14 protein-coding genes and 1 pseudogene are annotated in these 11,183 nt (G+C 68.9%); 11 read left to right on the forward strand and 4 right to left on the reverse strand.

The genetic code is table 11. The features are described from left to right. Positions 1-352 (reverse strand): protein kinase (locus tag M0R80_28595; protein ID MCK9463598.1); only part of this gene is annotated, 352 nt, incomplete at its 3' end. A gap of 158 nt (positions 353-510) precedes the next feature. Beyond that, positions 511-1,794: a class II fructose-bisphosphate aldolase gene (locus M0R80_28600; protein MCK9463599.1), complete on the reverse strand. Its 1,284-nt coding sequence runs from the start codon at positions 1,792-1,794 to the stop codon at positions 511-513. 156 nt (positions 1,795-1,950) lie between these two features. On the opposite strand from M0R80_28600, the gene M0R80_28605 reads away from it, so the two are divergent. From M0R80_28605 to M0R80_28655, 11 genes are all read left to right on the forward strand, one after another. Continuing rightward, the gene (locus M0R80_28605; GenBank protein MCK9463600.1) at positions 1,951-2,961 is read left to right on the forward strand and encodes a class II fructose-1,6-bisphosphate aldolase; all 1,011 of its coding nucleotides are present in this window, start codon (positions 1,951-1,953) and stop codon (positions 2,959-2,961) included. A gap of 277 nt (positions 2,962-3,238) precedes the next feature. Beyond that, complete coding sequence (locus tag M0R80_28610) at positions 3,239-3,472, forward strand: DUF4258 domain-containing protein (GenBank protein ID MCK9463601.1); 234 nt, start codon at positions 3,239-3,241, stop codon at positions 3,470-3,472. Further along, on the forward strand, positions 3,469-3,693 hold the full coding sequence (locus M0R80_28615; protein MCK9463602.1) for a DUF2283 domain-containing protein: 225 nt from the start codon (positions 3,469-3,471) through the stop codon (positions 3,691-3,693). The genes M0R80_28610 and M0R80_28615 overlap by 4 nt, the downstream gene beginning before the upstream one ends. A 59-nt stretch (positions 3,694-3,752) precedes the next feature. Continuing rightward, positions 3,753-4,178 (forward strand): response regulator, encoded by a 426-nt coding sequence (locus tag M0R80_28620; protein ID MCK9463603.1) that lies wholly within the window; start codon positions 3,753-3,755, stop codon positions 4,176-4,178. Positions 4,179-4,226: 48 nt separating this feature from the next. After that, positions 4,227-5,615, forward strand: a complete 1,389-nt coding sequence (lpdA, locus tag M0R80_28625; protein ID MCK9463604.1) for a dihydrolipoyl dehydrogenase — start codon at positions 4,227-4,229, stop codon at positions 5,613-5,615. 70 nt (positions 5,616-5,685) lie between these two features. Beyond that, positions 5,686-5,946, forward strand: a complete 261-nt coding sequence (locus M0R80_28630; protein ID MCK9463605.1) for a DUF4160 domain-containing protein — start codon at positions 5,686-5,688, stop codon at positions 5,944-5,946. Between the two features lie 11 nt (positions 5,947-5,957). After that, entirely contained in the window at positions 5,958-6,230 is a 273-nt protein-coding gene (locus tag M0R80_28635; GenBank protein MCK9463606.1) for a DUF2442 domain-containing protein, read from the forward strand. A gap of 4 nt (positions 6,231-6,234) precedes the next feature. Beyond that, positions 6,235-6,714, forward strand: coding sequence for a hypothetical protein (locus M0R80_28640; protein MCK9463607.1), 480 nt, complete (start codon positions 6,235-6,237; stop codon positions 6,712-6,714). Between the two features lie 19 nt (positions 6,715-6,733). Beyond that, positions 6,734-7,168 carry a hypothetical protein gene (locus M0R80_28645; protein MCK9463608.1) on the forward strand — a complete coding sequence of 145 codons (435 nt, stop codon included), beginning with the start codon at positions 6,734-6,736 and terminating at the stop codon, positions 7,166-7,168. A 31-nt stretch (positions 7,169-7,199) separates the two neighbouring features. Beyond that, positions 7,200-7,748 carry a nitroreductase family protein gene (locus M0R80_28650; protein ID MCK9463609.1) on the forward strand — a complete coding sequence of 183 codons (549 nt, stop codon included), beginning with the start codon at positions 7,200-7,202 and terminating at the stop codon, positions 7,746-7,748. 53 nt (positions 7,749-7,801) lie between these two features. Then, positions 7,802-8,599 carry an OmpA family protein gene (locus tag M0R80_28655; protein ID MCK9463610.1) on the forward strand — a complete coding sequence of 266 codons (798 nt, stop codon included), beginning with the start codon at positions 7,802-7,804 and terminating at the stop codon, positions 8,597-8,599. 16 nt (positions 8,600-8,615) lie between these two features. Here M0R80_28655 and nhaC read toward each other — a convergent pair. Together nhaC and M0R80_28665 are read right to left on the reverse strand one after the other, a co-directional pair. Next, positions 8,616-10,030 (reverse strand): annotated as a pseudogene (gene nhaC, locus M0R80_28660) (Na+/H+ antiporter NhaC). A gap of 46 nt (positions 10,031-10,076) precedes the next feature. After that, a complete protein-coding gene (locus M0R80_28665) occupies positions 10,077-10,967 on the reverse strand; it encodes a hypothetical protein (protein ID MCK9463611.1) in 891 nt (296 codons plus the stop codon). Between the last annotated feature and the right edge of the window lie 216 nt (positions 10,968-11,183).

Consider the following 11,183-nt stretch of genomic DNA (forward strand, 5'->3'; position numbering starts at 1 on the left):
TGACCGTCACCGTGCGCTGCGGGGAAAACGAGCCTCGGTCGAGTAGGAGAGTCTCGAGGGAGTCGCCGCTGAGCAGCTCCATGACGATGAAGGCCGTCCCGTCGTCCTCGACGCCGACGTCGAAGATCTCCACGATGTTGGGGTGCCCGATGGCACTCGCGGACTGGGCCTCGAGGAAGAACCTGTGGACGGTGGCCTTGTCGTCCGTGGCCACGGTGTTCATGACCTTGACCGCGACCCGACGGCTGATCAGGGTGTGCTCGGCTTCCCACACCGTTCCCATGCCGCCCTCGCCGATGAGCCGCACCAGCCGGTACTTCTTGTCGAGGACTCTGCCGAGTAGTTCGCTCATGTCGCTTTCATGTTCGTGCTTGGAGCGACATCAACGTAACGACGATAACCGAGAAGGCAAGCGCGGTGGGCGTTGCGCCCGGACACGAAGACGATTGATTTCGGCAGTGCGGATTGCGCTGAACGACGCGGCGGGCCTACCGTCGGTTCGGGCGGGGATCAGTCGTCGAAGTTGCCGGCCGCGCCCTTGTCGGAGGCGATCGTCTTCGCGCGCTCGCGGATCTTCTCGGGGGTCCAGTCGGCGGCCTTCTCGACGCGCTCGGCCTTGGGCCCGAGGTCGAAGGAGCCGGCCTTCAGGATCGCCTCGATGCCCAGATCGGCCGTGTCCGTGGCGTAGAAGACGTTGGCGAAGAGGTTGTAGACGAAGTCCTCGACTGCCTGGATCGACCGCTCCCGGATCGCCGCGGGCTGGCGCTGGATCTTGTTCTCGAAGGGCAGGTTGATGCTCTTGTAGTCGCCGGCCTTCCACTTCTTCTCGGTGCCGTACGCGACCATCTCCGCCCACAGCTCCTCGGTCACGCCCGCGCCCGGGACCTTGACCAGGCGCTTCTCGGCGTCGAGCTCGGCGTTGCCGTAGTCGTTGACCTTGACGCCCCAGCTGATCATCTGCAGCGCGGTGGCGACGTTCGCCTTGGTCGTGTGGGTCTCCTTGGCGATGCGGCGCAGCCTTTCGCTCGAGTTGCCCGAGGTGCCGTGCTGCGCGCCCGAGAGCTTGTAGGGCTCGAGCGCCTCGTGGATCCCCGCGGTGAGCTCCACCTGGATCCCGGCCTCGCTCGCCTCGATGCCGTGGGTCGTGCCGTTGTTGAGGGCGATCCAGTCGGGGAAGATGCCGTGGGCGTTCAGCCCGCGGATCAGGAACAGCGCCTCCCCCTTCGTGGACAGTCCCTCCTTGCCCTTGATCTCGCCGACCTCGGTCTCGTGCCCGGCCCAGGCCGGGATGTACTGGTTCAGATCGAGGCTGGCCAACAGGTTCTCGTCGTCGGGCAGGTGCGAGGCGTCGATGGCGATGGAGGTCAGGCCGGCCTCGAACATCGACGGGATCTCGGTGCGCGCGGCCTCGACGTCCTTGGCGCCCTTGATCCCGTAGTGATCGGCGTGGAGCGCCACGGGCACGGTGATGCCGAGCTCGTTGGCCACGGCGTCGACGTAGGTCGCCATGTTCCAGTAGTTCACCGCGCAGTAGGCGCCGGCGCCGCCCTCGGACTTGGCGATCTCGATGATCACCGCGGCGTTCGCGCGCTGCGCGGCCCTGAGGACGCCCTGGATCACCAGCCTGTTGCGGGCGTTGGCCGCGATGGTCATGGCCTTGCCCTTGGCGCGCATGGCGCGGTCCACGACCTTGCCGCTGACGATCAGCGCCTTCGAGTTGGGGAACAGCTTGCGCACGTTCGGCGGGCGGCCGACCTCGAGCGCACGGTTGAAAGACTTCGCGTCGATGCCCATTCTGCTCTCCTTGGCTGGCGTCGCCGGCCCCGTCGCCGGCTCGTAGTTTCGGGGTTAGTACCCCGCCGCGCGGGTGTCAAGGACGGCGGGCGCCTCGCCGCGACCGACATCTAATGCTAGGTTGTCGGTCGGATCCAACGCGAGGAGGCATCGAGAATGGCGACGAGCTACAAGGACCTGGGGCTGGTCAACACGAAGAGGATGTTCGCGGCCGCGTTCCGGGGCGGCTTCGCCATCCCGGCGTACAACTTCAACAACATGGAGCAGCTCCAGGCGATCGCGCTCGGGTGCGCCGAGTCCGACTCGCCGTTCATCCTCCAGGTGTCGGGCGGCGCGCGCAAGTACGCGAACCAGACGCTGCTGCGCTACATGGCCGAGGGCGCGGCGCAGATGATGAAGGAGGTGAACCCGCACTTGAGGTTCTGCCTCCACCTGGATCACGGCGACACGTACGAGCTGTGCGCCTCCTGCATCGAGACCGGCTTCTCCTCGGTGATGATCGACGGCTCGCACCTCCCGTTCGACGAGAACGCGGCGCTCACGAAGAAGGTCGTCGAGCACGCGCACGATCACGACGTCTCGGTCGAGGGCGAGCTCGGGGTGCTGGCGGGAATCGAGGACGACGTGGAGGCGGCGAAGTCGATCTACACGCGGCCGGACGAGGTCGAGGAGTTCGTGAAGCGCACGGGCGTCGACTCGCTCGCGATCTCGATAGGCACGTCGCACGGCGCGGCGAAGTTCAAGCCGGCCCAGTGTACGCGCGACGCGGACGGCGTGCTCGTGCCGCCGCCGCTCCGATTCGACATCCTCGAGGAGATCGAGTGCCGCATCCCGGGGTTCCCGATCGTGCTCCACGGCTCGTCGTCGGTGGTGCCGGAGTACGTGAAGATGATCAACGACTGCGGCGGGAAGCTTCTGGACGCGGTCGGCATCCCGGAGGAGCAGCTCCGGCGGGCGGCGAAGTCGGCGGTGTGCAAGATCAACATCGACTCCGACGGCCGGCTCGCGATGACCGCGGTCGTCCGCAAGGTGTTCGCCGAGAAGCCCGCCGAGTTCGACCCGCGCAAGTACCTCGGCCCGGCGCGCGACGAGCTCAAGAAGATGATCATCCACAAGAACCAGGCCGTTCTCGGCTCGGCCGGGAAGGGGAGGGAGATCTTCGGGTAGCGGCTCGGCCGGGTCGCTTCCCCAGGGCGTCGCGCTCTTCTCGGACCCAGTTCCTCCCAGTCCTTTCCCTAAGGTCTATTCGCCCTGCAGACTGCCGCCGCCGTCGAATTTCGGCAACCTTTCACGCAAACGGCCGATTCAGAGCTGTCGGAGAGCTGAATCGCAAGGTGTGTCCGCGGGCGAGTGGAGGACGCCGGAGGGCTCGTCGATGGAGGAGATGCGGTCGTGGGCACCAGCACGTTGAAGCCTTCGATTCACGGAGCACGCCCTGGGGCGGATGAGACAGCGCGGAGCCACGGCGGAGAGCGTGGTGGAGGCGATCCGGAGTGGTCAACGAGAGCCCGCGCGGCGCGGGTGTTCGCAATTCCGATTGAGTGTTCCCTTCGGCAAGGAGTGGGGTGGCCGCGCCTACGCGATGCAGCAGATCGTTCCGATCGTCGCCGAGGAAGACGATTGCCTCGTGGTGGTGACCGTGTTTACATTCTATTTTCAGGAAGGGGGTGACCGATGAAGATCACCTACGACAAGGACGCCGACGCCCTGTATATCCGCTTCATCGAGGGCGATTTCCAGTGCCGGGTAGTGCGGATCAGCGACGACGTCGCCGCAGACTTCGCCGAGAACGACAGGCTCGTCGGCATCGAGGTGCTCGGCGCACATCGGCTCTTCTCCGAGCCCGACAAGCCGGCGATCGATCTGCGAGACATCCTTCCGCGCGTCGTCGCCGCCTGACGGACCGCTTTCTTCGCCGACTTTTTGGGCGGTGCGTCCGCTCGTGTTACTTTTTTCCAATGAGCCAGTCGCCGGTCCACCGTCCCTTGAGCCTCCCCACGTTCCAGCTCTCCAGGCGCGCGACCCCGACCGGTACGACCGCCAGCCGGATCCTCGTCGTCGACAACGACGCCGCGGCCCTCCTGGGCTTTCGGCGCATCCTCCAGGGGCGCTGGTGCGTCGACGCCGCGCTCGGCGCGAACGCCGCCGCGTCGCTGCTCGCGGCCCAGGAGTACCGGGCGGTGCTCACCGACTACGAGATGCCGGGTTACAACGGCATCTGGCTGCTCGAGCAGGTGCGCCGGCTGTACCCGCGCACGCTCCGGATCCTCGTCTCCGGCGCCACGCCCTCGCTCTTCCTGCCGCACGTCCGCTCCGGCCTGATCCAGCGGTTCGTCCCGACGCCCGCGAGCGCCGAGAGCCTCGTCGAGAGCCTCGCGCGCTGACCCACACCACCCCTGGCCTCCTTCAATACGTCGTGGTAGGCATTCCGTATGGAGAGGAAGACACACGATCTCGTCGTCATCGGCGCGGGCCCCGGGGGATACGTCGCCGCGATCCGCGCGGCGCAAGCGGGAATGGACGTCGCGTGCGTGGAGCGCCACGAGCGGCTCGGCGGCACGTGCCTGAACGTCGGCTGCATCCCGAGCAAGGCGCTCCTCGAGGCGAGCGAGCGTTACGTGGGCGCGCGGGATCGCCTCGCCGGCTTCGGCGTCCGCGTCGAGGGCGTGTCGGTCGACGTCGCGGCGGTGCAGAGGCGCAAGGAATCGATCGTCGACGGCCTCACCAAGGGGGTCGCGTTCCTCTTCAAGAAGAACAAGATCGCGCGCTACCAGGGCACGGCGCGGCTCGCCGGGCCGCGGCTCGTCGCGGTGGACGGGGCGACGCCTGTCGAGCTCGCGGCGAAGTCGATCCTCATCGCCACGGGGAGCAAGGCGGCGACGATCCCGGGCGTCGCGCTCGACGGGGAGCGCATCGGCTCGAGCACGGCGGCGCTCGCGTATGCCGAGGTGCCGAGGCGGCTCGTCGTGATCGGCGCGGGCGTCATCGGGCTCGAGCTCGGCTCGGTCTGGCGGCGGCTCGGCGCCGAGGTGACCGTGGTCGAGTACGTGGACCGCGTGCTCCCCGAGATGGACGCGGAGCTCGCGCGCCACGCGCACAGGCTCCTCAAGCGGCAGGGGCTCGTCATCCACACCGGGGCGCGGGTGAAGGCGGCGCGCGTCGACGGCGCGGAGTGCGTCGTCGAGGTCGAGGGGATGGAGCCGCTGCGGGCGGATCGCGTGCTCGTCGCGACCGGGCGGGCGCCGCGCACCGAGGGGCTCGGGCTCGCGGAGGTGGGCGTGAAGCTCACGGCCAAGGGCCGCATCGAGGTCGACGAGCGTTACGAAACGTCCGTGCCCGGCGTGTACGCCGTCGGCGACGTGATAGGCGGCGCGATGCTCGCGCACAAGGCGTCCGAGGAGGGCGTCGCGTGCGTCGAGAAGCTCGCCGGGCTCGAGGGGCACGTCGACTACGGCGTCATCCCGGCGGTCGTGTACACGGCGCCCGAGATCGCCTCCGTGGGCCGGACGCAGGACGCGCTCGAGAGGGAGGGCGTGCCGTTCAAGGCCGGCGTGTTCCCGTTCAAGGCGAACGGCCGGGCGCTCGCGCACGGCGAGAACGACGGCCTCGTCAAGCTGCTCGCGCACGCCGAGACCGACGCGATCCTCGGCGTCCACATCATCGGCCCGTGGGCGAGCGAGCTCGTCGGCCAGGGCGCGGTCGCGATGGCGGCGAGGATGACGTCGGCGGCGTTCGCCAGGGTGTGCGCCGCGCACCCCTCGCTCTCCGAGGCGCTCCACGAGGCGGCGCTCGCGGTCTCCGGCAAGGCGATCCACGGGTAGTCCGATCCGCTCTCTTCCGCGTCGCGTGTTGCGACAAACGTGGTAGGCTCGAGCAGAAGGGAGCGGAAGCGTGCCGGAGTTGAGCAGATTCTTCGGGATTGTCGTGCGGATGTTCTTCAACGATCATGAACCGCCACATTTCCATGCGTCCTACGGTGAAGACGAGGCGCTCATCGCCATCGACACGCTTTCTGTGATCCGCGGACATTTGCCGAGGCGTGCGTTGGCGCTCTCCGTCGAGTGGGCGGTGTTCCACCGTGAGGAGTTGCGCACGGATTGGGAATTGGCTAGGTCGGGAAAACCGCTCGCCGGGATCGCCCCGCTCGAATGAGGAGATGCGCCATGTCGTTGACGAGGATCGTCGGCGTCGTCCCGTTGAAACCGTTCCGCCTTCGGCTCACTTTGAGCGACGGTCGCGAGGTAGAACGCGACGTCGACGCGTTGCTTCACGGGCCGATCTTCGAGGGGATAAGGCGAGACCCGGCGGTATTCGCCGCGGTACGCGTCGAGTCCGGCACGATCGCTTGGCCGAACGGCGCCGATCTCTGCCCGGATGTCGTGATCTGGGGTGGGTTGCCGCCTGCGGAGTCGAGCATCGGCGCGGCGGCTGTGTGACGAAATGACGAACGCCCGAATCGCGATCTCTCTGCAGAGGACGGTTTCCTCGCTCGTCGCTCTCTTCGCGATCTCCGTCTTCGCCTGCGGAGAGGACGCTCGTCTCGGCGACGGTCTGGACACCGGTGGCGACATGGACGGCGACGCGGGCGCGGACACCGACACGGATTCCGACGGAGACAGCGATACCGATACAGACACCGACAGCGACCTGACGTGCGACACGGATCCGGACAGCTGGGAGTTCGACTGCGACACGCCGGCGGGAACCGAGTGCGCAGGCATCTGCTGCGGCCCTTGCCGAGTCGAGTATTCGGGCTCCGCGTGCGACCTTCTGTGCTGCGGCGCGTGCAGCGGTGAATGCCTGGAGTACGACGATTACGGCAACTGCCAGGGTGAATGCACCGGCATTTGCGTAGACGAATGCACGGAAATGGTTTTCGGCGTTTGCCAGGGTCTGTGTCTCGGGGACTGCAACGAGTGACTTCAACCAGGGGGAGACCATGACCGAGGAGATCAAACCGACCACCGCGCAGGAGATCGTGAAGGCGGCGCCCGCCGAGATCAACCCGTACCAGCCGCCGAGCGTGGCACTGGACGCCCCGCCGCGGCCGCAGCCGCGCCCCGCGGGCGATCCGCCGAAGTACAAGCCGTGGATGCGGCCGCTCACCTACGTTGTGTTCCTCCTCGGCACCGGCGCCGCGACGTGGGCGCTCTTCTCGGTCACGCCGTTCGCGGTCGTGTACGGCTGGATCGCGCTCGGCATGGGGATCCCGGCGGTGCTGCTGGCCAAGAAGGAGATCGGCCGCTTCCCGCAGGCGGCGGAGCACGGCTTCATCAAGTGGGGGCGGCGCACGGGTCTCGTCGGCGTCATCCTCGGCCCGATCGCCGCGGTCATCTGGATCATCATCTGGGTGGCGGTCGGCATCAACTTCTAGCGCGGCCTCGAGCCGAGAACCCGGAGGTGACATGGACGTCTTCGAAGCGATGGCGACGCGGCGCAGCGTGCGCAAGTACCTGCCGGAGCCCCTGGCCGACGGGGATCTCGAGAGGATTCTCGAGGCGGGCCGCATGGCCGCGTCCTGGGCGAACACCCAGTGCTGGGAGGTCGTCGTCGTGCGCGACCCGGCGATGAAGGCGCGGCTCGCGGCGACCCTCTCCGAGGGCAACCCGGCTCGCGCGGCCGTCGCGGAGGCGCCCTTGGTGCTGGTCGCGTGCGGCAGGGCCGGGCGCGCCGGCTACAAGAAGGGGCAGGCGACGACGGTCCACGGCGACTGGATGCTGTTCGACGTCGCGCTGTTCCTCTCCAACGTGACGCACGCGGCGCACGCGCTCGGCTACGGCACGGTGCACGTCGGCCTGTTCGATCACTCCGCGGCGGGCTCTGCGCTGGGCGCGCCGGACGACATCCGGGTCGTCGAGCTCATGCCGATGGGGAGGCCCTCGGGACCGCCCCGCGAGGCGCCGCCGCGAAGGCCGCTCGCCGAGATCGTCCACCGCGACGGGTTCCGGCGCTGAGCACGACGCACGTGTTCTCCACATCCCACGCGTTTGGGGGAAAGGATCGTGAAATGGTTGTCACAGGAAAGGGGCTCTGGCTCCCGGCGCTCGTCGCGTCTCTCGCCGTCGGCTCGGCGCTCGCCGGCTGCTGCGACGAGCAGGAGAAGCTGGCGGCGGAGCTGACGCGCCGCAACAAGGACGCGCACGCGGAGAACGACGCCCTGCGCAAGCAGATCGCCGACCTGGGCGCGCTGCAGGTCGAGCTCGACACGCTGAAGGCGCAGCTGCACAGCTCGGAGCGGCAGCTCGACCAGAACAAGGCGGCCGCCGATCTCGCCCGGGAGCAGCAGGAGACGCTCAAGGGGCTGATGGACGGCCTCAAGAAGATGATCGAGTCCGGCGATCTCGAGGTGCGCATCCGAAGGGGGCGGATGGTGATCGCGCTGCCGAGCGAGGTGCTCTTCGCGTCCGGCGAGGCGGAGCTGAGCGAGAAGGGCCAGGAGACGCTCGCGAGCGTCGTCCAGGCGTTCCAGGGGATCAAGGAGCGCGACTTCCAGGTGGCCGGGCACACCGACAACGTCCCCCTGGGCAAGGACAACCCGCATGCCAGCAACTGGCACCTGAGCGCCGCGCGGGCCGTGGCGGTGGTCCAGCTCATGGTCAAGAAGGGGATGTCGCCGAAGCGGCTGTCGGCGGCGGGGTACGCGCACTACCAGCCCGCGGCCTCCAACAAGACCGCCAAGGGGAAGGCCCAGAACCGCCGGATCGAGATCACGCTCATGCCCAACCTCAAGGAGCTGCCCGATCTGTCCGAGCTGGAGGAGGCGTTCGGCCTGAAGGAGCCGCCCCCTCCGGACGAGGGGTACTGACGAGAGGTCGCGCGTCCTACCTCTTCTCCGGTTCCGGGAGCCTACGGATGGTCCACCCGGTGAAGCCGTAGAGCAGCGAGAAAGCCGGCGAGAGCAGGTTGACCAGGCAGAACGGGACGTAGGTCCACGGCTCGAGATCCAGGGTGGCGATCATGAACGCGCCGCAGGTGTTCCAGGGGATGAGCGGCGAGGTCAGGGTCCCGCGTCCTCCAGGGCGCGCGAGAGGTTCTTGGGGTGCAGGCCCCGCTCGCGGTAGGTCTCCCGGTACATCCGGCCCGGGACCACGATCGCCAGGTACTGATCCGAGGCGAGCACGTTCATCGCCGTGCAGGTGGCGAGCGTCGCCGCGATGAGCCCCCCGACGCCGCGGGCGAGCTTCAGGATCCCGCCGGCGATCGCCGCGAGCATGCCCGACCGCTCCATCACGCCGCCGAAGGAGAGGGCGCAGATGATCAGCGCCACGGTGGAGAGCATCGACTCGAGCCCCCCGCGGGAGAGCAGCCCGTCCACGAGCTCGCTGCCGGTCTCGACCGTGACCCCGGACCAGGACGCGGCCAGGATCTCCCCCGCGCCGGCGCCCTGGACGAAGGCCCCTATCAGCGCGCCTATCAGGCTGCCGCCGATCAGCGCGGGCAGGGCGGGCAGGCGCAGGATCACCATCGCGATCACGAGGAGCGGCGGCACCAGCAGGAGCGGGTGGATCACGAAGCGGCCGTTGATGGCCGCGAGGATCTGATCCACCGCGGCGGTGTCCAGCTCGCCCGCGCGGCCGTAGCCCATGAAGGCGAAGGCCACCAGGGCGATCGCGAGCGCCGGCAGCGTCGTGTAGACCATGTGCCGGATGTGCTCGAACAGCCCGGAGCCCGCCATGGCCGGCGCCAGGTTGGTGGTGTCCGACAGGGGGGACATCTTGTCGCCGAAGTAGGCGCCGGAGATGATCGCGCCGGCCACCATCGGCCGCGGCAGGTCGAGCCCCTCGCCGATGCCGATCAGGGCGATGCCGACCGTGGCCGCCGTGGACCAGGACGAGCCCGTGGCCAGCGACACGAGGCAGCAGATCAGGCACGCGGCCGCCGGGAACACCGCGGGCGACAGCAGGTCGAGGCCGTAGGCGATCATCGCCGGCACGATGCCGGCCTGGATCCATGTGGCGACCAGGATGCCTATCACGAGCAGGATCAGGATCGCGTTCATCGCCAGCCCGATCCCGTTCAGCATCCCGCTCTCGATGTCCTGCCAGCGGTGGCCGAGGAACAGCGAGACGATCGCGGCCACGACGGTGGAGAGGATCAGCGGGACGTGGGTGGTGAGACCGTGCTCGCGCAGGAGCACCACCGTGACCCACAGGGCCGCCACCAGGAACGCCACCGGGATCAGGGCGACCAGCAGGTGCGGCTTCCGCGGGAGCCGGGAGTCGGGAGCCTCGTTCATCGCACGCGGAAGCTACCGCGAAACGGGCGGCCGGGGAAGGCCGGCTTCAGTCGCCGTAGGCGAACCCGCCGAGCGCCGCGCCGTAGGGCACGCCCATCCCCAGGGAGAACGCCGCCGCCGCCTCCCGCCGGATGCCGGCGCCGTTTTGCCCGGATGCCAGCCCGCGCGCGATGCCGCCGACCGTCCACGCGCCCGGGAAGGCGAGCGTGCGGTTGAGCAGCAGGATCCGGACGTTCGGGCGGACGAGCCCGGGGCGGATGAGGCGGTCGCCGGTGCAGGAGAGGGCGAACGCCCCCTTGGCGAGCGCCGAGTTCCCGGCCGCCTCGGCGAGCAGCGCCTCCGGCTCCGAGGTGTCGTAGAAGTAGTCGTGCCCCACGTAGCCGACGACGTGCGACGCGCCGCCCGCCGCGATCGTCTCGCCGGTGTCGAGCGCGACGCTCCGGGGATCGTCCCGGTGCACGGCGTGAAAGTAGTCGACCGTCGCGGTGCGGATCTCCCGGCCGCGGTACGCGAGCCCGACCACGACCACCGGGATCCGACCCAAGACCCCGCGATCGGCGAGCGCGCCCCCGGCGACGAGCGACGTGTGCCACGCGGCGCGCAAGAGCACCGGACCGCCCGCGGGCGCGACAAGGAGAACGCGCTTCCAACCGGCGCGCTTCAGGTAGCCGGCGAGCCCGCCGCGCGTGGCCCAGTACATGTTGTTCGCCGGATCGTCGCCGCGGCAGATCGAGCGGTTCTTCACCGGGATGATCCCCTGGGAGTCGTTGTCGCACAGGGCGACGTGGACGGTGATCACGAGCGGCCTGCCGGCGGCGAGATCCGCGGCGAGGCGGTCGTAGAAGGCGTCGAGGGTTCGCTTCGGCGGCGCGGCGTTCGCGGTCGAGGCGACCAGCATGACCGCGAGGAGGGCGAAGGGTGTGCGCGCGCGTCTCATCTCCTCTTGCAACGTGTGGCGCGGCCGGGCGGTGACAATGGCGGAGGAGGCAAAAAGGCTGTAAAAAGTTTCCCTCCGGGCGCGATCGCCGCGTCAGAGACCGCGGGGGCACGGGCGCGGCGCCGGGAGAGGAGGCGGATGAAGGCAGTCGTCACGATCGCGGCGCTCCTCGCCGGCGCGCTCCTCTCGCTCCCCTCTGCGGCCGCCGAGACAGGC

It is taken from the genome of Pseudomonadota bacterium (genome assembly GCA_023229365.1).
Lineage (GTDB): Bacteria > Myxococcota_A > Polyangia > JAAYKL01 > JAAYKL01 > JALNZK01.

Coding starts and splice junctions, on each gene's coding strand:
- M0R80_28600 (MCK9463599.1), bottom strand. CDS start 1,794: ATGGGCATCGACGCGAAGTCTTTCAACCGTGCGCTCGAGGTCGGCCGC.
- M0R80_28605 (MCK9463600.1), top strand. CDS start 1,951: ATGGCGACGAGCTACAAGGACCTGGGGCTGGTCAACACGAAGAGGATG.
- M0R80_28610 (MCK9463601.1), top strand. CDS start 3,239: ATGAGACAGCGCGGAGCCACGGCGGAGAGCGTGGTGGAGGCGATCCGG.
- M0R80_28615 (MCK9463602.1), top strand. CDS start 3,469: ATGAAGATCACCTACGACAAGGACGCCGACGCCCTGTATATCCGCTTC.
- M0R80_28620 (MCK9463603.1), top strand. CDS start 3,753: ATGAGCCAGTCGCCGGTCCACCGTCCCTTGAGCCTCCCCACGTTCCAG.
- lpdA (MCK9463604.1), top strand. CDS start 4,227: ATGGAGAGGAAGACACACGATCTCGTCGTCATCGGCGCGGGCCCCGGG.
- M0R80_28635 (MCK9463606.1), top strand. CDS start 5,958: ATGTCGTTGACGAGGATCGTCGGCGTCGTCCCGTTGAAACCGTTCCGC.
- M0R80_28640 (MCK9463607.1), top strand. CDS start 6,235: ATGACGAACGCCCGAATCGCGATCTCTCTGCAGAGGACGGTTTCCTCG.
- M0R80_28645 (MCK9463608.1), top strand. CDS start 6,734: ATGACCGAGGAGATCAAACCGACCACCGCGCAGGAGATCGTGAAGGCG.
- M0R80_28650 (MCK9463609.1), top strand. CDS start 7,200: ATGGACGTCTTCGAAGCGATGGCGACGCGGCGCAGCGTGCGCAAGTAC.
- M0R80_28655 (MCK9463610.1), top strand. CDS start 7,802: ATGGTTGTCACAGGAAAGGGGCTCTGGCTCCCGGCGCTCGTCGCGTCT.
- M0R80_28665 (MCK9463611.1), bottom strand. CDS start 10,967: ATGAGACGCGCGCGCACACCCTTCGCCCTCCTCGCGGTCATGCTGGTC.